We start from the raw sequence: 19,821 nt of genomic DNA, 5'->3' as shown, positions 1-19,821 counted from the left end.
TCGTCGCCCATGGAACTCGAAGTCAACGGCCAGTTGCACACCCTGCCCGAGGTCGCCCGCGACCCCGAGATGCCGCTGCTGTGGGTGCTGCGTGATGGCCTCAACCTCACAGGCACCAAGTACGGCTGTGGCGTGGCCGCCTGCGGGGCCTGCACCGTGCATGTGGACGGCGAGCCGCGCCGCAGCTGCGTGACGCCGCTGGGCGTGGTGCTCGGCCATGCCGTGCGCACCATCGAGGGCCTGGGCCAGGCCGAGCCCCACCCGCTGCAGCTGGCCTGGCTGGCCGACCAGGTGCCCCAGTGCGGCTACTGCCAGAGCGGCATGCTGATGGCCGCCGCTGCGCTGCTGGCGCACAACGCCGCACCCACCGATGACGACATCGACGCTGCGATGACCAACCTGTGCCGCTGTGGCACCTATCCCCGCGTGCGCTCGGCCATCAAGCAGGCAGCGCGGTTGTGGCCGCGGACATTGCCCAAAAAGTGAAGCGGCGAACGCTGATCGTCTCGGGCCTGGGTGCCGCCGGTGCGCTCGTGGTCGGCATGTGCGCCGCGCCGCCGCGCAGCCGGCTCGGGCGGCCGAACACACTGCCAACCTTGGACGGCCAGGTCGGCCTCAATGCCTGGCTCAAGATCGCCGCCGATGGCCATGTGCTGCTGGCCTCGCCGCGCAGCGAGATGGGGCAGGGCGCGCACACGGGCCTGGCGCAGCTGGTGGCCGAGGAGCTGGATGTACCGCTCGCGCGCATCGAGCTGACCGAGGCCGGGCACGACACCATTTACGGCAATGTGGCCGCCAGCATCGGCAACCTGCCCTTTGGCCCGCGCGACGAAGGCCGGCTCAACGTGCGCCTGGCCACCTGGTTTGGCGCCAAGCTCGGGCGCGAGCTGGGGCTCAATGTCACCGGCGGCTCCACCAGCCTGCCCGATGCCTGGGAGCCCCTGCGCCTGGCCGCCGCCACCGCGCGCGCCCAGCTGCTGGCGGCTGCGGCCGAGCAGCAGGGCGTCAAGGTGGAGCAGCTCAGCATCCAGGCCGGCCACATCCGCCACGGCACGCAGGACCTCGGCCACTTCGGCAGCTTCGCCGCCAGCGCCGCCGGCCGACGCGTGGGAAGTGTCAGCCTCAAACCTCGCAGCGAATGGCGCGTCATCGGCCAAGCCACGCCGCGCGTGGACCTCGCCGGCAAGGTCAATGGCCAGGCCCGCTTTGGCATGGACGTGCGCGAGCCCGGCCAGCTCTATGCCGCCGTGCAGCACTGCCCCTGGCTGGGCGGTGCCATGGGCCCGGCGCAGGTGGACGCGGTGCGCGCCTTGCCCGGCGTGGTGCGCGTGGTCGCGGTGCCGCCGATGGCGGGCTCGCAGCCGGCCTATGCCGTGGTGGCCCGCACGACCTGGCATGCGCTGCGCGCCGCACGCGCGCTGCAGGTGGCCTGGCAGCCACCGGCCAATGGTGGCGTTGACTCGGCCGCCATCACCCGCGAGCTGGCCCGGCAGGCACAAGAGGCACACGCGAGCCAAGGCGGCTTTGCCTTTGCTGAGGCGGGCGATGCCAAGGCGGCGCTGGCCACCAGCGGCAAGCGCATCCAGGCCGTCTACACCGCGCCCTACCTCGCCCATGCCACGCTCGAACCCCAGACCTGCACGGCCCAGGTGCGCGACGGTCAGGTCACCGTCTGGGCGCCCACCCAGCTGCCCAGTCACGCCCGCGCGGCGGCGGCCCGCGCGGCGGGTGTCAAACCCGAGGCGGTGACGGTGCATGTGACGTATCTGGGCGGCGGCTTTGGGCGGCGGCTCGATGTGGACTTCGTCGCCCAGGCCACGCGCGTGGCCGCGGAGTGCGGTGGCGCGCCCGTGCAGCTGGTGTGGTCCCGCGAGGAGGACACGACACACGACTTCTATCGCCCGGCCTCCGCCGCCGTGATGGAAGCGGGCCTCGATGCCAACGGCCGCCCCACGGCCCTGGCCATCACCCACGCCGAGGACGCGCTCTACGCCCGTTGGCTGGAGCGCATCGAACCCGAGCGCGCGGGCGCCCTGGAGCTGATCAATCGCACGGCCTTTCTCGACAGCCGCCTGCTGGCTGCCCTGCGCCACCCGCAGGACGCGCCCGACAAGGCCGCCTCCGAGGGCCTCTTCACCCACCCCTACGCCTTCGCGGCCCAGCGTTTGGCGCATGTGGCCACGCGCTCGGGCGTGCCCATCGGGCCGTGGCGTGCGGTCGGGCATTCGCAGCATGCCTTCTTCATCGAGAGCTTCATCGACGAACTCGCCCACGCCGCCCAGGCCGACCCGGTCGCCTTCCGCTTGAGCCTGCTGGGTGGACTGCCCCGCCACGCCGCCGTGCTGCGCCGCGCCGCCGAGGCCGCCGGCTGGGGCCAGCCCCTGCCCGCCGGCCGCGCACGCGGCGTGGCCCTGCACGAAAGCGTCGGCAGCATCGTGGCCCAGGTGGCCGAGGTCGAGAAAGGCGAGACCGGCCCGCGCGTGCGCCGCGTCGTCTGCGCCATCGACTGTGGCACCGTCATCAACCCCGGCCAGGTGGCGCGCCAGATGGAGAGCGCCGTCATCTTTGGCCTCACCGCCGCGCTCTACGGCCGCATCGACATCCGCGCCGGCCGCGTCCAGCAGCAGAACTTCCCCGACTACCCACTGCTCACCCTGGCCGACACGCCGGTGATCGACACCTACTTCATCGACAGCGAAGCACCCCCCGGCGGCGTGGGCGAGGCCGGCCTGCCGCCGATCGCGCCGGCGGTGGGTAATGCGTGGTTTGCGTTGACGGGGGAGCGGAAGCGGGAGCTGCCGCTCTAGGGTTCGTCGCTGCGCGGCTGCGCGTCGGGGTCGCGATGCTGATGGAAGCAGGACAGCACGCTGATGACCTCGCCATCCACCACGTAGAACAGCGAGTAGGGAAAGAGGCGAAGGTTGGCCCGGTGGATGGCCGGATCCACCTCGGGGTAGAGCAGTGGGTTGAGCCGGATGAAGCGCTCGACGCGTTCCAGTTCAGCGAAGAAGGCTTCACCCTGACGGATGGTCGGCTGGTCGTACCAGGCGAAGGCCTCGGCAAGCTCTGCCGCCGCCCGAGGCTTGAACACCAAGCGGAAACTCATGCGCGCGCGCCGAGCAACCTGATCTTCAGTTCTTGCAGGCTGACTCCAGGCTCGCTGGGGTCTGCACGGTGGTGAGCGAGCCGCGCGCGCAGCTCGGTGCGCTGTGTGTCCGAGAGCTGGCGCGGGCCATCGGCTTCGGCCTCGGCGCTGGCGATCAGCGCTTCACCCAGCTCGCGCTTTTCAGCAGGGCTCAGGTGGATCAGCTCGTCGGCCAGTTGTGCACGCATGAGCGAATGGTAGCGCCGCAGGCCTTGTTCAGAGGCACGGCTCGATGGATGGCAGCAGCACGCTCAACCGCCGCCCAGCCTCTCGCTCAACGTCTACTCAACAGGTCTTATGCGCCGTACGACTTGCGCCAGGCTTCTGCATCCAGTCGCTCGATCGCCGCATTGACGTGAGCCTGCAGGCTCCCGACGTCGGTGTCCTGCGGTTGGCGTAGCGCCATGAACATGAACTCAGCCACGACCGAACCAATCGCGTGAATGGCGTCGTGCCGCGACAGGCCTTGGCCCTGAAGGCGCGCCATGGCACGGACCGTTGGGCCAAAGACCGAAGCGATCTGGTTCTCGACGATCACATGCATCGCCGCGTGAGCCTTGGCATTGCCCGACTTCAGTCGATGGACCATGTGAAACGTTGAGACCACCCGACTCCGCTCCTGCTCTCGCTCCGCGAGCCAAGCGGCTGGGTCTGGAGGGCATTCGGGGTTGTAGGAAGTTTGGCGACGCATTGATCAGATGCCCTTTGCGTGCGAACGCGCGCTAGCGCTGCTCAACGTTTGAGTTGTGCCGCGCTGTGCGCAGATTCATACACACTCTTTGCAAGCGCCGAGATCGCTTGCGTGATTCTGGTTCTGGGCGTGTACCGCTGGTGCTTGCGAGTCGCGAAGACACTCAGGACTTGATCGGACCAGGTAGCAAGTTCGGTTCGGATTCCTGGGAAAGGCTCGTGAGCAAGCTTGTTGCGCAGCCAATTCAGCTGCTCCAAGAACTTCAATGCTTTGGCCAGAGCTTGGTCTGTCTCAGTCAAGGGGGCAAGTGCTTTGAGTTTCTCGCGGAAGGAAAGTTTCCTGATCTGTGTCTCGGTGCGCGACAGACGTGCACGCAGGCTCTCTGAAAGCATGACTTCGAGTAGCAGGTGACCCTTCAGCAGAATCAACTCGGTATCTCGATAGCGATCAAGATTTGCCCAAACGGCCCAGTCGATGAGTGGGGGCGGAATCAAGCGCAGCTGCTGTGTGTTTGTGAGGCCGAACGTATTGCCGGGCGATGTTAACGATCCGCACAGCATCTGCGCATACCGGCCCCTCGCTTCCTTCGTCACATTGGCTGCGCTGATACCCACCGAGTGCAGCGGCGCTTTGCCTCTGCTAGCAAACCCCATAGGCGTGAGGCGACCGCAGAGCCGCGAGCCCAACCGCGCGACCAGCGACAGGCGTGTGAGTAGCGCTTTTCCTGCGGCGGTGTGAGGTGCCTACCGAGACGGTGAACCCTGGATGTGCGCATGTCTGACGAGCGATGCCGAAGGAAATGAGCCCGATACCGGGGCGCTGCCATTGGCGGTGACGGGCCCCCGGGGCTCGGGATCTAGCTCACACCCTCACCTTGAACGGATTGAAGTCCGTCCCCCGGTCGTAGTAGTCCTCGTTCTCGATGCGCTTCAGGAAGCCGACGACCTTGGCGGTGACGGGGTACATCACGGCTTCCCACAGCGTCTTGAACAGGTACTGGGCGACGAGCACGGCCATGAGTTGCTCGTGCGGCCAGATGCCCCAGAAGGCGATGGTGAGGAAGAGGCTGGTGTCCACGGCCTGGCCGATGATGGTGGAGCCAATGACGCGGGCCCAGAGGTGGCGGCCTTGCATGGCGACCTTCATCTTGGCCAGCACGAAGCTGTTGGCAAAGCTGCCGGCGGCGAAGGCGATCATGCTGCCGGCCACGATGCGCCAGGTGTTGCCGAAGACGGCTTCGACGTGCTGCTGGTACTCGGCCATGAAGGCGTTGTCGGCCGGCGGCAGGTGCACGACGACGAAGGCCATGAAGGCGGCGAAGGCGAGTGCCCCGAAGCCGGCCCAGACCACGCGGCGGTCACGCCCGTAGCCGTAGACCTCGGTGAGGATGTCGCCAAAGATGTAGCTGATGGGGAAGAAGAACAGGTCGGCCCCGAAGGTGACGGTGCCGAGCACCGGCAGGTTGAGCTGCGCGGCCTTGGCCGGGCCGATGAGGTTGGAGCACAGCAGCACGCAGACGAAGGCCGCCATGATCAGGTCGTAGTAGCGGTAGGTCTTTTGCGCGGGGGTGGTACTCATGGCGTGGGTGCTTCCGTGGGGCTGAGCAGGCGCAGCAGGGATTGGCGCAGCTTGGGCGGGTCGAGCGGCTTGGTGAGGAAGTCGTTCATGCCGGCGGCGAGGGCATCGTCGCGCTCGGAGACGAGGGCGGCGGCGGTGAGGGCAATGATGGGCAGTTGCGCGGCGGGGAAGTCGCGCCGCAGCTCGCGCGTGGCCTCATGGCCACCCATGACGGGCATGTGCACGTCCATCAGGATGATGTCGAAGGGGCGGCCGGTGCTGGCGGCGGCGCGCACGGCCTCGATGGCCTGGGCGCCGTCGCTGGCCTGGGCCACTTCCAGCCCCCATTGCTCCAGCTGCGCGGCGGCGATCAGCATGTTGACGGCGTGGTCCTCGACCATGAGCACGCGGCGGCCCTTGAGGATGTCGTCGTCGGCGCGGTCTCGCGGGGGGGCGAGTGAGGGGCTGGGCGCGGTGGGGAAGGGCAGGTCGGCCCAGAAGGTGGCGCCTTCACCGGCGTTGCTGCTGAGGCCGACGTCGCCGCCCATCAGCTGGGCCAGCTCGCGGCAGATGGACAAGCCCAGCCCGGTGCCACCGTAGCGGCGGGTGATGGACTCGTCGAGCTGGGTGAAGGGCTGGAAGAGCCGGGCATGCTGCTCGGCGGGGATGCCTGGGCCGGTGTCCTGCACGCTGATGCGCAGGTATTCGGTTTCGCCACGCTGCGGCAGGCGTTCGGCGCGGAGGCGGATGCAGCCCTCGTGCGTGAACTTGAGGGCGTTGCTGAGGAAGTTGGCCAGGATCTGGCGGGTGCGCAGTGGGTCGCCAAAGACCCAGGCGGGCACGTCCTCGTCGACCCGCAGCTCCAGCAGCAGGCTGCGGTTTTGCGCCAGCGGGAGGTAGGCCGTCTGCATGGCGGCGAGCAGCTCGCGCAGCGAGAAGGGCTGGGACTCCAGCGTGAGGCGGCCGGCCTCGATCTTGGACAGGTCGAGGATGTCGGAGATGAGGCCCGAGAGGCTCTCGGCGCTGGCGACCATCTGGTCGAGGTACTCGCGGCGCTGGGGCTCGGCGATGTCGGCGCGCTGGGCCAGGCGCCCCAGACCGAGCAGGCCGTTGAGCGGGGTGCGGATCTCGTGGCTGGTGTTGGCCAGGAAGGCGCTCTTGGCGCGGCTGGCGGCCTGGGCGTCGTCTTTGGCCTGAGCGAGGGCTTGCTCGGTGCGGCGGCGCTCGGTGATGTCCTCCATGATCCAGATGGTGCCGCCACGGCTGGCGTGGTTGGGGTCCAGCGCGCGGGCCATCAGCCGGGCCAGGAAGGTGGAGCCGTCACGGCGGCGCATCTCGAACTCGGCGTCCACCAGCTCGCCGGCCTTGAGCTGGGGGCCGATGACGGTGGTGGAGGCCTTCCAGGCATCGAGGCTGGGCCAGACGACGCTGGAGTGCTGGCCGATGAGCGTGCCGGCCGGCCAGCCGAACATGCGCTCGGCGTGCGGGTTGGCGAGGCGGAACTGATGCTCGCGTGTGAGGCTGATGGCGACGGAGGCGTTCTCCAGCACGGCGGCGTGGACGAGGCGGTCCAGCTCGTTCTGCGTGACGTCGCGCGCGAACAGCACCAGGTAATGCGTGCCGTCCATGGTGAAGGGGGCGAGCGAGATCTGCATGGTCATCAGCTCGCCGGACTTGCGCTTGAAGATGACGGCCCGGCTGCGCACATGGCCGGCAGCGCGCAGCTCGGCCATCAGGGCGTCACGCTCGGCAGGGTTGTGCCAGATGCCGATGTCGAGCGCGGTGCGCCCGACGATCTCGCTGGCCGTGTAGCCGCTGAAGTCCTCGAAGGCCTTGTTGACGAGGGTGTAGCGGCCGCTGTCCAGCTCGGTCAGGGTGATGGGGTCGGGGCTGGTCTCGAAGAGGTGAGACAGCAGGCCCTCGGAGCGGCGCAGCGCCTCTTGGGCGCGCGCGGCCTCGGTCTGGTCGGTGAAGAAGGTGAGCGTGGCCGGCCCGGATGCGACCTCGACGCGCACGCTGGTGGCCTGCACCAGCCGGCGCCGGCGCGACAGCGTGAGCAGGCGGAACTCCTGCATGGGCTGCATGGCGCCGGGGGGCTGGCTCTCCAGGCGATCGGCCTGGCGGCGGGCGGTTTCGTCGTCGCCGGGCTCGTAGTGGCTGAAGAGGTCCTGCCCCTCCATGCCCGAGCGCTGGGTGTAGCCAAACATGGCCATGGCGGCGGGGTTGGCATCGAGCACGCGGCCCCAGCGGTGCACGACCAGGGGCGAGGGGCTGCGGCGGAACAGCTCGCGGTAGCGCGCCTCGGTGGCTTGCACCGACTGCTCGGCCGCCACCTCGCGGGTTACGTCGCGCCCGGTGCCCCAGTAGCCGCGGAAGTTGCCCTGCGCATCAAAGCGCGGCTCGCCGCTGATCGAGACCCAGCGCGGCTGGCCGGCTTCGTCGCTGCGGCGCGCCAGCAGGCCGCGGAAAGGACGGTGCGACTCCAGGTCGGCGCGGTGGGCGTCGAGGTCTTCATCGGAAAGGCCGATGTCGATCTGCCAGGGTGTGCGGCCGATGCGCTCGCTGCCCCCCAGGCCGCTGATGCCGGCCGTCATCTCGACGATGTGGGTGAAGCGGAAGTGCTGGTCCATCTCCCAGTACCAGTCCACCGCCATCTGCAAGAGGCCCTGGAACTGGGCCATGCGCTCATGCCCGTCGGCCAGGGCCTTGCGCAGGATGCGGTGCAGCCCCAGCCCAACGATCAGGCCCAGGCCCAGCATGCACAGGTGAATGACGAGGCGCACACCGAGGCTCTCGCCGGTGCCGGTGGAGGGCGTCCAGCCCGAAAGGCGCTCGACGACCGACAGCCCCAGCAGCGCCAGCGTGCCGCCGAGCGCAAACACCAGCCCGGTACGCCGCCCCAGCATGCCGGTGGTGAAGGCCACCACCAGGCTCATCAGTGCCAGGTGGCTGCCGCGCAGGCCGAGGTGGCGCGAGCCGCTGACGACGACGGGCAGCATCATCATCAGCACCAGCAGCGCGACGGTGAGCCACGGGGCCCGGCTCCGCAGCACACGGCTGGGCTGGGCCAGCGCCAGCAGGGCACCCAGTGCGATCAGGCCGGCCAGCAGTGGCGGTAGCCAGCCGCCCCAGGGCTCACCCGGCTGGCGGTCCAGCGCCAGCAGGCCGGTCAGCAGCGCGAAGACACCGACACAGCCCGCCAGGAACACGGCCAGCGCGCGGCCCTGAGTGATGCGGGCCAGCGGGTCGGCCTCCGGCGCTGGCGAGCCCTGGCCGATCAGGGTGGAGATGGGGTCGGCCAGGGTGGTCATGGTGGGTAGGCGTCAGCCCCGCAGGGCGTCGCGCGTGGCTTGCGCCACCCGCCTCGCGGCGGCGGCGAAGCCGGGGCCGTTGTCGGCGTAGAGGATGGCGCGCGAGGAATTGACCATCAGCGGCGCGGCCGTGCCCGCCGCCTTGACGGTGGCCGCCGCGTCGCCACCCTGGGCGCCAACACCAGGCACCAGCAGGGGCAGGTCGGGCGCAAGCGCGCGCACGCGGGCCAGCTCCTCGGGGTAGGTGGCGCCGACGACGAGGCCGAGCTGGCCGTTCTTGTTCCACTGCGTCTGCGCCAGGTGGGCCAGGTGCTCAAAGAGGCGCGGCTGGCCGGGCACGTCCGCCAGGCGCTGCATCTGCCAGTCGTCGCCGCCCTTGTTGGAGGTGCGGCACAGCAGGATGGCACCCTTGCCCTCGTGCTTGAGATAGGGCTCGACGCTGTCAAAACCCATGAAGGGCGAGAGCGTGACCGCATCGGCCTGGTAGCGCTCGAAGGCCTCGACCGCGTACTGCTCGGCGGTGGCGCCGATGTCGCCGCGCTTGGCGTCGAGGATCACAGGCACCTGGGGCGCGACGCGCTTGATGTGCTGGATCAGGCGCTCAAGCTGGTCCTCGGCGCGCTGCGCGGCGAAGTAGGCGATCTGCGGCTTGAAGGCGATGGCCAGGTCATGCGTGGCGTCGACGATGGCGGCGCAGAAGTCGAAGATCTTGCTGGCGTCACCCTTCCAGGCGCCGGGAAACTTGGCGGGATCGGGGTCCAGGCCGACGCAGAGGTGCGAGTCGTTCAGCGCGCGGGCGGCGCGCAGTTGTTCGATGAAAGTCATGGCCCCGATTGTCGGGGCTGGGGGGCGGGTGGGTATCGGCGTAGTCCCGGGCGTCGGGTGGTTGTCGGCGGCGGTGTCGGTGGCGGAGGGCTGGTGCGACAACGGGTTGCCGGGGTTGCGCCCGGCGCGCGACAGAAGCGGCCTGCGGCTGCTCTGCGGTGCTCTGGCATTTGGCCCGCCGCATAACTCGCTTCGTTCGCGTTGCTCACTGCGCTCAAACAAGATGCGGCAAGTCAGAGCTTGAGGCGTGCGGGTACGCACGCGGGCCAAACGCCCTCCGCTCCTCGACGCTTCTTCCACGCTTGCCGGGCGCAGCCCCGACACCCCGTTGCGAGCGGGCTATTGGCGCGGCTGAGGAATCCCGCTCAGGCCCCGGCCGACGCCTTGCTTCAACCCACCCGCGCCACCAGCGGAAAACTCAAACCCGCTTCGCCAACTCCGCCGCCTTGCCCGTGTAGCCGCCGGGCGTCAGCTTCAACAGCCGCGCCTTCTCAGCCTTGGGCAGGTCCAGCCCCTCGATGAAGCCGCGCAGCGACTCCTGGGTGATGGCCTTGCCACGGGTCAGCTCCTTGAGCTGCTCGTAGGGGTTGGGCAGGCCGTAGCGGCGCATCACGGTCTGGATGGGTTCGGCCAGCACTTCCCAGGCGGCATCGAGGTCAGCTGCCAGCGCTGCCTCGTTCACTTCCAGCTTGCCCAGGCCCTTGGCCAGGGAGTCGTAGCCGAGCAAGCTGTAGCCCAGGGCCACGCCCATGTTGCGCAGCACCGTGGAGTCGGTCAGGTCGCGCTGCCAGCGGCTGATGGGCAGCTTCTGGGCCAGGTGGGTCAGCACGGCACTGGCGAGCCCGAAGTTGCCCTCGGCGTTCTCGAAGTCGATGGGGTTGACCTTGTGCGGCATGGTCGAGCTGCCGATCTCGCCCGCCTTGGTGCGCTGCTTGAAGTAGCCCAGCGAGATGTAGCCCCACACGTCGCGCGACCAGTCCACCAGGATGGTGTTGGCGCGGGTGAAGGCGTCGAACAGCTCGGCCATGTAGTCGTGCGGCTCGATCTGGATGGTGTAGGGGTTGAAGCTCAGCTTGAGCTGCTTCTCGATCACGCGCTTGGAGAAGGCCTCCCAGTCGTGCTTGGGCCAGGCCGACAGGTGAGCGTTGTAGTTGCCCACGGCGCCGTTCATCTTGGCCAGCAGCTTCACGCCGGCAATGCGCTCGCGCGCACCCAGCAGGCGGGCCACGACGTTGGCGATCTCCTTGCCCACGGTGGTGGGGCTGGCCGTCTGGCCGTGGGTGCGGCTGAGCATCGGCAGGCCGGCCAGCTGGTGGGCCATGCCGCGCAGCTTCTCGATGATGGCGTCCAGCGCCGGCAGCATCACCTCGTCACGCGCGGCCTTCAGCATCAGCGCGTGGCTGGTGTTGTTGATGTCCTCGCTGGTGCACGCAAAGTGCACGAACTCGCTCGCGGCCTCCAGCTCAGGAACGCCGGTAAAGCTCTGCTTGATCCAGTACTCCACGGCCTTGACGTCGTGGTTGGTGGTGCGCTCGATGGCCTTGATGGCCTCGGCGTCCGCCGGACTGAACTTCTTCACCAGCTTGCGCAAGCGCGTGCGCGCGGCGGAGGACAGCGGCTTGAACTCCTTGAAGCCCGCGTCCGACAGCGCGATGAACCACTCCACCTCGACCTGCACGCGGCGGTGCATCAGGCCGTACTCCGACAACAGCGGCCGCAGCGCAGCCACCTTGGCGGCATAGCGGCCGTCCAGCGGCGAGAGGGCGGTGACAGGCGAGAAGTCAGGAGCGGACATGAGGCAGGCCGACGGATCGTGGAAAACCCGGAATTCTAGTTTTTAGGCGTCGGCGCGGCTTCGGCCTTGAAGAAGGCAATGCGTTCGGTGTCGGCAGGGTGGGTGCTGAAGGAAATAGCCAGCTTGTTGCCGGAGCTGTCGCCGTACTGTTCACGCAGGCGTTTGAAGAAGACGGCGATACGGGCGGGGTCGGCGCCGCCGGCGCGGGCGAGGTCGCGGGCGTAGCGATCGGCCTCGGATTCGAAGCCGCGTGAATAGCCCCGGGTGGCAAGCAGGATGGGCAGGCCGTTCAGCAGGCTTGAGTAGTCGCCTAGCCAGAGGGCTGCCATGGCTGTCACCGCCATGGCTCGGAGGCCGCCGCGCAGGCCATGGTGGTGGCGCACGTGGCCGGCCTCGTGCGCAAGGATGGTGAGCACAGCGTCGGGCTCGTCCTTGACCAGGGTAAGCAGTTCGTCAGTGACGCAGATCTGCCCGCCAGGCAGGGCGAAGGCATTGGGGCCGATATCGCCCCCGGCACGGAAGTTCAACTTCAACAGCGGGGGCAGGTCTGGCCGCCCGGCGGTGCGGGCCGTGGCCAGCAGCCGGTCGAAGCGTTGCTGCCACCCAGTCTGCTCGCTCGGTGGCAGTGCGGAGGGCTTCACCCAGCGCTTGTCGACATAGGCCATGAAGTCTTCGCCGAGCTTCTGCTCCGTGGCTTGGGGTACGCGTTCAGCTAACCGGTCGCTGGCCCAGGGCAGGCCCCAGAGATACGTGGCGACGAAGGCCGCGCTGATCAAGGCCAGGGACATCAGGGCCAGCCGCCAACTGAGCTGCAGCCGCTCTATCAAACCAGGCAGTCGGCCACTCGCATCGGCCCAGGCGTCGAAGGCGCTGGCATCGGGGAAGCTCAACACCCCTGCTCCTTGCAGCAGGATCTTGCGTTGACCGTGGCGCCAGCGCTCGGGCCAAAGAACCTGCTGCAACGGCAGCTGTTGCGCACCAAAGTGCAGGCACTCGTCCTGCAGCCAGACCTCAACTGCCTGGCCGGCACCCGTGCGTCCGTCGTACCACTGGGCTTGCAAAGTGTTGGTCATGTCAGAGCCCCACGTCGACGCCAAAGAAGTCACCCGCCACTTCGCCGCTGGCGTCCTGCATGGCGGTGGTGGGTTGGGCCTGCCAGGATTCAGGGTCCGTTCGGGTCTCGATACGCACCGAGTGCAGTCGCAACCGCACGGTGGCCACTACGGCGAAGGGGCGGTACAGCCCCAAGGTCAAGACGATGAGCACCCAGTTCTTAAGGGTGAGCCAGGGCAGGCCGGTGAGCGTGCTCTCGAAGCTCAGCGAAGCGCTCTTCGTGTTGGTCCAGACAAGGTTCTGTACCCGAGATGCGTGATAGGCCAGCACCACGCTGCCGCCAAGCAGGTAAGTCAGGCCCAACCAAATCAGCCCATAGAGCTGACCATTCCCCGGCGCGTCAATCTTTCCGCTTGTCGCTAAGGCCAAGAGGCCGCCGAGGACGAAGGTCAGCATGAGCGTCACGATGAAAAGCCCCACGGTCAGCCACAGGGTCTTCCACCCGATGAAGTAAATCGCGCGGGTGTTCAGCGATAGACCGGAGCGCTCGCCCGCCAGGCTGAAGTTCTGATGCTGATACCGGCGCATCAGGGCCGTGGCCCACGGCAGCATGAGGATGCTGGCGGCCATGGCTAGGTAGTACAGGCCGGTCTGCCAGGAGAGGGGTGCCTTCGGGTCGTCGGGTGTCAGCGCCGTCACCAGCAGAGCTGGAACGTAAATGGGCAGGAAGGCACGGTAGGCCCCCGCCAACGAGCCATGAAACCCGAAACGCAAGCCGCGCCAGCTGGTGTTGCCGAGCCGGAACTGCATGGCGGCTCGCCACATTGCAGGCCAGACGGCGCAGAGCAGCAGGAAGGCCGGAATGGCGACGGCTGGCGAGAAGTTGCTCGTGAGAGAGTAGACGGCCATGAGCGCGACCACGATCACGAAGCCGCGAAACATCCGCCATGAGTCGCCATGAAAGGCCAGCGCCTCTCCCTCGATCAGCGTATTGGCATAGAAGTAGCGAATGCGCCGCTGCTTGGCGAAGGGTAAGTAGAGCCCGCCACTCATCAAGATGAGTAGCAGGTTGACTGCCCAGATGCGGAAGTACTCGCTGCCGGAGGCAGTGAAGACGATCGGCAGCTCACGAAGGCGTGGGGCAGGTGAAGCGGAGAGCGCCATCTCAGCGGCTGCTGCGGCGCTCTCCGTGGTGCTCTCGATGGAGCTGCGTGCAGCACTTTTTTCCATTCGTTCTCCCAAGGGTGCTGACTGGACTCGGGGCGCGACTGTGTCGTAGCACTCGGGAGGTGGCAAGGTGGAATCTGCCAGTTCGGGGCGGTGAATCTTGCCCTGGCCCGCTGGCTAGAATCAATTCGACCCTGTAGCCCGCCGTATCCATGACCGCGATGAAGTTGATCGGATCCCTCACCAGCCCCTTCGTCCGGAAGGTGCGGATCGTGATGGCCGAGAAGAAACTGGAGTGCCAGTTGGTGCTGGAAGACGTCTGGGCCAATGACGAGGTGCAGAAGTTCAACCCGCTGGGGCAGGTGCCCTGCCTGGTGATGGAGGGGCAGGACTCGATCTCGGGTGCGGTGTTCGATTCGCGCACCATCGTCGAGTACCTGGACACGCTGTCGCCCGTGGGCAAGCTGATCCCGGGCTCAGGCCGCGAGCGTTGCGAGGTGCGCACCTGGGAGGCGTTGGCCGATGGCGTGCTGGACGCCGCCGTGCTGGTGCGCATGGAACGCGTCTGGGTGCACCGCAAGGACGGTGAGCGCAGCCAGGCCTGGATCGACCGCCAGATGGGCAAGGTGCACGCGGGCCTGCAGGCAATGGAGCAGGGCTTGGGCGACAAGCCCTGGTGCTCGGGCAGCCACTTCTCGCTGGCGGACATCGCCGTGGGCTGCTGCCTGGGGTGGCTGAGCTTCCGCTTCCCGGAGCTGGACTGGCGCACGCCGTGCCCGCAACTGGCGCGGCACTTTGAGAAGCTCAGCGGCCGGCCGAGTTTTCAGGACACGGTGCCGCAGGGCTGAACGCCCCGAGCCGACTCAGACGATCTGCAGCTCGCGGCTGCGCACATGCAGCAGGCGCACGATGCGCCAGATGCGCTGCTCGACTTCCATTTGCGTGATCTGCCAGGCCTGGGCCACTTCGCTGGTCAGCAGGCCGTGGGCCAGCAGGCTGAGCAAGTGGCGGGCGGCCTGGTCGATCTGGCGGCCAGCGGCGCTTTGGTCCTTGGCGGCGGCCATCTGGCTGGCCAGTGCCAGGGGGCTGCGTTCCACGCCAAAGGCGGCCAGGGCCTGGCGGGCCATCAGGGGGCTCAAGTTGGCGCGGCGCTGGTGCAGGGCGGTCAGGGCGTCGGTCAGGCCCGTGCCCACGTCGACGTGATAAGCGTTGGCGCCCGCGCACAGAGCGGCAAAGAGCTGCAGGTCATCGACATTGGGGGAGAGCAGCAGCAACTGCGGCCGCACCGGCAACTGGCCCAGCTCGTGCGCAACGAGCATGGCGTGGCCGTCGTTCAGGCGCAGGTCGCAGGCAACGATGTCGGGCATGCGCACCGCGATCTCGGCCAGGGCGTCTTGCAAGGACTCGCTGCAGCCGCCCAGTTGCCAGTCCGCCTCCTCCAGCGTGGTGCGGGTCTTTTCGATGGAAGCGGTGTTGCGGCGGAGGAGATAGACGACGGGCATGGCGGGGACAACTTCTGACCCGCGAATTGTGCGCTATTGAATAGTCAATCCCAAGTTTGTCGGGATGCGGTTGCCTAGGGGTTGGCCCCTGGGCGCCCCCCGCGCCTCAGGGGGTGGTCGTGCGGCGTAGGTTGGGGCTGAAGCTGTCGGCCGAGGCGGCCGGCCAGTAGGTTTTGAAGACGCTGTGCACCTCCAGGTCATCGCGCAGCAGCGCGCCGCGCGGCACGAAGGGCAGCAGGTTGCTGAGCAGGCGCACTTCGTGGTCGCGGGTGCGCCGCACGATGTGGCTGGCGGTGATCTCGCCCGGGTGCTGCAGCCCGGCGGCCTGCACCAACTCCTTGAGCGCGTGCAGGGTGTTTTGGTGGAAGTGATAAACGCGCTCGGCCTTGTCGGGCACGACGAGGGCTTCCTGCCGAACCGGGTCCTGCGTGGCGACGCCGGTGGGACAGTTGCCGGTGTGGCAGGTCTGGGCCTGGATGCAGCCCAGCGCGAACATGAAACCGCGCGCGGAGTTGCACCAGTCGGCGCCCATGGCCATCGCGCGTGCGATGTCGAAGGCGCTGATGATCTTGCCGGCGCAACCGATGCGGATCTGGTCGCGCAGGTCCAGCCCAACCAGGGTGTTGTGGACGAGCAGCAGCCCCTCTTGCAGCGGGGCGCCGACGTGGTCGGTGAACTCCAGCGGCGCGGCGCCGGTGCCGCCTTCGCCGCCGTCCACCACGATGAAGTCGGGCGTGATGCCGGTTTCCACCATGGCCTTGCAGATGGCGAACCACTCCCAGGGGTGGCCGATGCAGAGCTTGAAGCCGGTGGGCTTGCCGCCCGAGAGGTTGCGCAGCCGGTCAACAAACTGCATCAGCTCGATGGGCGTGGAAAACGCGCTGTGCGCCGCCGGCGAGACGCAGTCCACGCCCTCGGCAACGCCGCGTGCCTGGGCGATCTCGATGGTGACCTTGGGGCCGGGCAGCACGCCGCCGTGGCCGGGTTTAGCGCCCTGGCTGAGCTTGATCTCGATGAGCTTGACTTGCGGGTCGCTTGCTGCCGCCTGGAACTTGTCGGGGCTGAAGCGCCCGGCCTCGTCGCGGCAGCCAAAGTAGCCGGAGCCTATCTCCCAGATCAGATCGCCGCCGTGCACGCGGTGGTGGACGCTGATCGAGCCTTCGCCGGTGTCGTGCGCAAAGCCGCCACGCCGGGCGCCGGCATTCAGGGCCAGTATGGCGTTGGCGGACAGCGCCCCGAAGCTCATGGCCGAGATGTTGAAGACGCTGGCTGAATAGGGCTTGGCGCGGTTGCCGCCGATGGTGACGCGGAAGTCCTTGGACTCGATGTGGCTGGGCGCCAGCGAGTGATTGATCCACTCGTAGCCCGGGGCCAGCACATCCTTCTGGGTGCCGAAGGGGCGCTTGTCGGGATCGCCCTTGGCGCGCTGGTAGACCAGTGAGCGCTGCTGGCGCGAGAAGGGCGCGGCGTCGCTGTCGCTCTCTAAAAAGTACTGCCGGATCTCGGGGCGGATGTACTCCAGCAGGTAGCGCAGATGCCCGATGACCGGGTAGTTGCGCAGCACCGAGCGCTTGGCCTGGAAGCGGTCGCGAAACCCCAGCCCTGTCAGCGCCACGGCCGCCAGCGCCGGCCACGGGGGCGCGCCGTGAGCCAGCCACTGACCGCCAAAGTAGGCCGCGAGCACGCCGCAGACCAGCCAACTCACATAGCGAACCGGGAAGACGTCGTTCAGGCGTCGGAGCCACTCTTGCATGCCATCTCTCCGCAATCTGGGGCTGGTGGGTGGGCGGATGCTAGCCAGGATTGGCGCAGCGCCCCGCGAGAAAGCGCACAGAATCAGCCGTCCCGGTCCTGCCCTGCTGCCCATGAAGCCTTTGCTGCGAGTCTTTGGCGCCTTGTTCGTCGGCCTATGGCGCGTGCTGGACGGCCTGCGCCGCACACTGCTCAATCTGCTGTTGTTGCTGGTGCTGACCGCGCTCGCCCTGCTGTGGTGGACGCGTGGCCAGGCGCCGCTGGCCGACCGCACGGCGCTGGTGCTGCGCCTGGATGGCGCGCTGGTCGAGCAGTACGCGGGCAGTGCCCGGCAGCGGGCGCTGAGCCAGCTTCAGGGCCGTTCGGTCCCGCACCAGGCCCGGCTGCGCGACGTGTTGCGGGCGCTGGAGCTGGCCGAGACCGACCCCAAGATCTCGGTGCTGCTGCTGGACGTCGATGACCTCGCGAGCGCCGGCCTGGCGAGCCTGCATGAGGTGCGCGACGCCTTGCTCCGTTTCAAGCGCAGCGGCAAGCCCGTGCTGGCCTACGCCGAGCACCTGGGCCAGAAGGGCTACTACTTGGCGGCGCATGCTGACCAGCTCCACCTGCACCCCTTTGGCCTCGTCATGCTCGATGGCTTCGGTGGCTACCGCACCTACTTCAAGGACGCGCTGGACCGCCTGGGTGTGCAGGCCCACGTGATGCGCGTCGGCAGCTTCAAGAACGCAGCCGAGCCCTACACCGCCAACGCCCCCAGCGCCGCCACGCGCGAGGCCGACACGGCGCTGTACGGCGAGCTGTGGTCGCGGTTCGTCGGCGAGCTGGCGTCCGCGCGTCAGCTGACGGCGGACGACATCACCGGCCTGATCGACGCGCTGCCCGAGCGTCTGGCCAAGGCCGGTGGCCAACCCGCTGCCCTTGCGCTGGAAGCCAAATGGGTGGACGGCCTCAAGACCCGCGATGAGTTCCGCGCCTTGGTGCTCCAGCATGCTGGGCGGGACGAGGCGGCCAAGTCCTTTCGTCAGATTGGCTTCGAGGCCTACCTGGCCCGACAGGCAACGCCGGTGGCCAAGCCCAATGTCGCCATCGTCGTCGCCGAGGGTGAGATCGTCGACGGCGAGACCGGTCCCGGCCGCGTGGGCGGCGACTCCACGGCCCGCCTTGTCCGGCGGGCGCGCGAGGATGAGGGCATCCAAGCCCTGGTCCTGCGCGTCAGCTCGCCAGGCGGCAGTGTCTTCGCGTCCGAGCTGATCCGGCGCGAGGTCGAGCTCACACGCCAGGCGGGCAAGCCCGTCGTCGTCTCGATGGGCGACGTGGCGGCCTCGGGCGGCTACTGGATCTCGATGGGCGCCAACCGCGTGCTGGCCGACCCCAGCACCGTGACGGGCTCCATCGGCGTTTTCTCCTTGCTGCCCACTGCCGAGGGCTTGCTGGGCAAGCTCTCGCTGCGAACGGGCGGTACCACGACCACCTGGCTCAAGGGTGCCTACGACCTGCGTCGTCCGCTCGATCCGCGCATGGAGAGCCTGCTGCAGACAGGCGTTGACCACATCTACGACACCTTCATCCGGCAAGCCGCCGCCGCGCGTGGCAAGACGCCCGCCGAGATCGACGCCAGCGCCCAGGGGCGCGTCTGGACCGGCGCCCAGGCCCTGGAGCGCTCGCTGATCGACGGCTTGGGCAGCCTGCAAGCGGCCGTGCAATCCGCCGCCGAACTGGCCAAGCTCACAGCGCCAGCCACTTTCACCTACCTGGAGCGCGAGCCCGGCCGCACCGAGCGCTGGCTCGCGCGTCTGGTGGACGGCGCTGTACCGCTGCTAGTCGAGCCTGCGGCACCGGGGCTGCAGGACCTGCTTCCCGCCGGCTGGCAGGAGGAAGCGGCGCTGCTGCAGGCGGCAGCGCGCCTGGGGCAGGATGGCGCCTGGGCCGGCACCGTCTGGGCGCACTGCCTGTGCAGACGCCCCTGAAGCCTTTCGGGCTTGCCGCGCCCCACCAGGGCGCGTTTGCCTTGACACGGGCCTGTGCTATAGTGGCGGGCTCGCTCCAGGAGGGGTGGCCGAGTGGTTAAAGGCAGCAGACTGTAAATCTGCCCGCATTGCGTACGCTGGTTCGAATCCAGCCTCCTCCACCAAGCTTGTTCCAGGCTCAGCCTTGGAAGTGTGCGGGAGTAGTTCAATGGTAGAACCTTAGCCTTCCAAGCTAATGACGCGGGTTCGATTCCCGTCTCCCGCTCCAGGCTTGTGGTTCTTTCGTCAGCGTCGATACCGGTTTGCTGGTCGTGCCGTCAAACCCGTGTCGATGCCCATGTGGCTCAGTGGTAGAGCACTCCCTTGGTAAGGGAGAGGTCACGCGTTCGATCCGCGTCATGGGCACCACCTTTCCCCTTCCTTTGTTTCTCTGTCTGAACAAGTTCGCCGCAGGAGCGCAAGATGGCAAAAGGCAAGTTTGAACGCACCAAGCCGCACGTCAACGTGGGCACGATTGGTCACGTCGACCACGGCAAGACCACGCTGACGGCAGCGATCGCGACCGTGCTGTCCAAGAAGTTCGGCGGCGAGGCCAAGGCCTACGACCAGATCGACGCAGCGCCCGAAGAAAAGGCCCGCGGCATCACCATCAACACCGCGCACGTCGAGTACGAGACCGCCAACCGCCACTACGCGCACGTTGACTGCCCCGGGCACGCCGACTACGTCAAGAACATGATCACCGGTGCCGCCCAGATGGACGGCGCCATCCTCGTGTGCTCCGCTGCTGACGGCCCCATGCCCCAGACCCGCGAGCACATCCTGCTGGCCCGTCAGGTCGGCGTGAAGTTCATCATCGTCTTCCTGAACAAGTGCGACATGGTCGACGACGCCGAGCTGCTTGAGCTCGTCGAAATGGAAGTGCGTGAGCTCCTCTCCAAGTACGACTTCCCCGGCGACGACACCCCCATCATCAAGGGTTCCGCCAAGCTCGCCCTCGAAGGCGACACCGGCGACCTCGGCGAGCAGGCCATCATGCGCCTGGCCGATGCCCTC

The 19,821-nt window shown here is 68.0% G+C and carries 17 protein-coding genes and 3 tRNA genes; 8 read left to right on the top strand and 12 right to left on the bottom strand.

Going from position 1 to position 19,821, the window contains the following annotated elements; all coding sequences use genetic code 11:
• The first annotated feature begins 9 nt into the window (after window positions 1-9).
• Both ABDJ85_RS18870 and ABDJ85_RS18865 read left to right on the top strand, forming a co-directional pair.
• Window positions 10-486, top strand: a complete 477-nt coding sequence (locus ABDJ85_RS18870) for a (2Fe-2S)-binding protein (RefSeq protein WP_347706356.1) — start codon at window positions 10-12, stop codon at window positions 484-486.
• Window positions 483-2,807 (top strand): xanthine dehydrogenase family protein molybdopterin-binding subunit, encoded by a 2,325-nt coding sequence (locus tag ABDJ85_RS18865; RefSeq protein ID WP_347706355.1) that lies wholly within the window; start codon window positions 483-485, stop codon window positions 2,805-2,807. Before ABDJ85_RS18870 ends, ABDJ85_RS18865 begins: the two co-directional genes overlap by 4 nt.
• Here the strand turns inward: ABDJ85_RS18865 and ABDJ85_RS18860 are convergent.
• The 10 genes from ABDJ85_RS18860 to ABDJ85_RS18815 all read right to left on the bottom strand — a co-directional run bounded on the left by ABDJ85_RS18860 (window position 2,804) and on the right by ABDJ85_RS18815 (window position 13,607).
• Window positions 2,804-3,106, bottom strand: coding sequence for a type II toxin-antitoxin system RelE/ParE family toxin (locus tag ABDJ85_RS18860; RefSeq protein WP_347706354.1), 303 nt, complete (start codon window positions 3,104-3,106; stop codon window positions 2,804-2,806). The two genes, ABDJ85_RS18865 and ABDJ85_RS18860, sit on opposite strands and share 4 nt — an antisense overlap.
• Window positions 3,103-3,333, bottom strand: a complete 231-nt coding sequence (locus ABDJ85_RS18855; RefSeq protein WP_347706353.1) for an addiction module protein — start codon at window positions 3,331-3,333, stop codon at window positions 3,103-3,105. Before ABDJ85_RS18855 ends, ABDJ85_RS18860 begins: the two co-directional genes overlap by 4 nt.
• 107 nt (window positions 3,334-3,440) lie before the next feature.
• Entirely contained in the window at window positions 3,441-3,734 is a 294-nt protein-coding gene (locus tag ABDJ85_RS18850) for a hypothetical protein (RefSeq protein ID WP_347706352.1), read from the bottom strand.
• Between the two features lie 143 nt (window positions 3,735-3,877).
• The gene (locus ABDJ85_RS18845) at window positions 3,878-4,489 is read right to left on the bottom strand and encodes a hypothetical protein (RefSeq protein WP_347706351.1); all 612 of its coding nucleotides are present in this window, start codon (window positions 4,487-4,489) and stop codon (window positions 3,878-3,880) included.
• A 208-nt stretch (window positions 4,490-4,697) separates the two neighbouring features.
• The gene (locus ABDJ85_RS18840) at window positions 4,698-5,414 is read right to left on the bottom strand and encodes a queuosine precursor transporter (protein WP_347706350.1); all 717 of its coding nucleotides are present in this window, start codon (window positions 5,412-5,414) and stop codon (window positions 4,698-4,700) included.
• A complete protein-coding gene (locus tag ABDJ85_RS18835; protein ID WP_347706349.1) occupies window positions 5,411-8,704 on the bottom strand; it encodes a PAS domain-containing hybrid sensor histidine kinase/response regulator in 3,294 nt (1,097 codons plus the stop codon). The genes ABDJ85_RS18840 and ABDJ85_RS18835 overlap by 4 nt, the downstream gene beginning before the upstream one ends.
• Window positions 8,705-8,716: 12 nt before the next feature.
• Window positions 8,717-9,529 (bottom strand): orotidine-5'-phosphate decarboxylase, encoded by an 813-nt coding sequence (gene pyrF / locus ABDJ85_RS18830; protein ID WP_347706348.1) that lies wholly within the window; start codon window positions 9,527-9,529, stop codon window positions 8,717-8,719.
• A 418-nt stretch (window positions 9,530-9,947) separates the two neighbouring features.
• The gene (gene purB / locus ABDJ85_RS18825; protein WP_347706347.1) at window positions 9,948-11,324 is read right to left on the bottom strand and encodes an adenylosuccinate lyase; all 1,377 of its coding nucleotides are present in this window, start codon (window positions 11,322-11,324) and stop codon (window positions 9,948-9,950) included.
• A 35-nt stretch (window positions 11,325-11,359) separates the two neighbouring features.
• Window positions 11,360-12,397, bottom strand: coding sequence for a M48 family metallopeptidase (locus ABDJ85_RS18820; protein WP_347706346.1), 1,038 nt, complete (start codon window positions 12,395-12,397; stop codon window positions 11,360-11,362).
• Between the two features lies 1 nt (window position 12,398).
• Complete coding sequence (locus ABDJ85_RS18815; protein WP_347706345.1) at window positions 12,399-13,607, bottom strand: YjgN family protein; 1,209 nt, start codon at window positions 13,605-13,607, stop codon at window positions 12,399-12,401.
• A gap of 158 nt (window positions 13,608-13,765) precedes the next feature.
• Between ABDJ85_RS18815 and ABDJ85_RS18810 the strand changes: the two genes are divergently transcribed.
• Entirely contained in the window at window positions 13,766-14,392 is a 627-nt protein-coding gene (locus ABDJ85_RS18810; protein WP_347706344.1) for a glutathione S-transferase family protein, read from the top strand.
• Between the two features lie 15 nt (window positions 14,393-14,407).
• Here the strand turns inward: ABDJ85_RS18810 and ABDJ85_RS18805 are convergent, their stop codons facing one another.
• On the bottom strand, window positions 14,408-15,046 hold the full coding sequence (locus ABDJ85_RS18805) for a response regulator (protein WP_347706343.1): 639 nt from the start codon (window positions 15,044-15,046) through the stop codon (window positions 14,408-14,410).
• A 106-nt stretch (window positions 15,047-15,152) separates the two neighbouring features.
• Window positions 15,153-16,799: an FMN-binding glutamate synthase family protein gene (locus tag ABDJ85_RS18800; protein ID WP_347706342.1), complete on the bottom strand. Its 1,647-nt coding sequence runs from the start codon at window positions 16,797-16,799 to the stop codon at window positions 15,153-15,155.
• Between the two features lie 112 nt (window positions 16,800-16,911).
• On the opposite strand from ABDJ85_RS18800, the gene sppA reads away from it, so the two are divergent.
• The 5 genes from sppA to ABDJ85_RS18775 form a co-directional block, all read left to right on the top strand.
• Window positions 16,912-18,765: a signal peptide peptidase SppA gene (gene sppA, locus ABDJ85_RS18795; protein ID WP_347706341.1), complete on the top strand. Its 1,854-nt coding sequence runs from the start codon at window positions 16,912-16,914 to the stop codon at window positions 18,763-18,765.
• Window positions 18,766-18,844: 79 nt separating this feature from the next.
• A tRNA-Tyr gene (locus ABDJ85_RS18790) sits at window positions 18,845-18,929 on the top strand.
• A gap of 30 nt (window positions 18,930-18,959) precedes the next feature.
• Window positions 18,960-19,033: transfer RNA gene (locus ABDJ85_RS18785), tRNA-Gly, on the top strand.
• A gap of 65 nt (window positions 19,034-19,098) precedes the next feature.
• Window positions 19,099-19,173, top strand: a tRNA-Thr gene (locus ABDJ85_RS18780).
• Window positions 19,174-19,227: 54 nt separating this feature from the next.
• Window positions 19,228-19,821 (top strand): GTP-binding protein (locus ABDJ85_RS18775; protein WP_347706340.1); only part of this gene is annotated, 594 nt, incomplete at its 3' end.

The sequence above is a fragment of the Roseateles paludis genome, assembly GCF_039872745.1.
In the GTDB taxonomy this organism is placed as follows: Bacteria; Pseudomonadota; Gammaproteobacteria; order Burkholderiales; family Burkholderiaceae_C; genus Pelomonas; species Pelomonas paludis.
This window is presented reverse-complemented; position numbering and strand designations above follow the sequence as displayed.

Bases quoted from the DNA above. Each gene is read 5' to 3' on its own strand.
- ABDJ85_RS18800 (WP_347706342.1), bottom strand. From the start codon at position 16,799: ATGCAAGAGTGGCTCCGACGCCTGAACGACGTCTTCCCGGTTCGCTAT.
- purB (WP_347706347.1), bottom strand. From the start codon at position 11,324: ATGTCCGCTCCTGACTTCTCGCCTGTCACCGCCCTCTCGCCGCTGGAC.
- ABDJ85_RS18840 (WP_347706350.1), bottom strand. From the start codon at position 5,414: ATGAGTACCACCCCCGCGCAAAAGACCTACCGCTACTACGACCTGATC.
- sppA (WP_347706341.1), top strand. From the start codon at position 16,912: ATGAAGCCTTTGCTGCGAGTCTTTGGCGCCTTGTTCGTCGGCCTATGG.
- ABDJ85_RS18850 (WP_347706352.1), bottom strand. From the start codon at position 3,734: ATGGTCCATCGACTGAAGTCGGGCAATGCCAAGGCTCACGCGGCGATG.
- ABDJ85_RS18845 (WP_347706351.1), bottom strand. From the start codon at position 4,489: ATGGGGTTTGCTAGCAGAGGCAAAGCGCCGCTGCACTCGGTGGGTATC.
- ABDJ85_RS18870 (WP_347706356.1), top strand. From the start codon at position 10: ATGGAACTCGAAGTCAACGGCCAGTTGCACACCCTGCCCGAGGTCGCC.
- ABDJ85_RS18815 (WP_347706345.1), bottom strand. From the start codon at position 13,607: ATGGAAAAAAGTGCTGCACGCAGCTCCATCGAGAGCACCACGGAGAGC.
- ABDJ85_RS18835 (WP_347706349.1), bottom strand. From the start codon at position 8,704: ATGACCACCCTGGCCGACCCCATCTCCACCCTGATCGGCCAGGGCTCG.
- ABDJ85_RS18860 (WP_347706354.1), bottom strand. From the start codon at position 3,106: ATGAGTTTCCGCTTGGTGTTCAAGCCTCGGGCGGCGGCAGAGCTTGCC.
- pyrF (WP_347706348.1), bottom strand. From the start codon at position 9,529: ATGACTTTCATCGAACAACTGCGCGCCGCCCGCGCGCTGAACGACTCG.
- ABDJ85_RS18810 (WP_347706344.1), top strand. From the start codon at position 13,766: ATGAAGTTGATCGGATCCCTCACCAGCCCCTTCGTCCGGAAGGTGCGG.
- ABDJ85_RS18820 (WP_347706346.1), bottom strand. From the start codon at position 12,397: ATGACCAACACTTTGCAAGCCCAGTGGTACGACGGACGCACGGGTGCC.
- ABDJ85_RS18805 (WP_347706343.1), bottom strand. From the start codon at position 15,046: ATGCCCGTCGTCTATCTCCTCCGCCGCAACACCGCTTCCATCGAAAAG.
- ABDJ85_RS18855 (WP_347706353.1), bottom strand. From the start codon at position 3,333: ATGCGTGCACAACTGGCCGACGAGCTGATCCACCTGAGCCCTGCTGAA.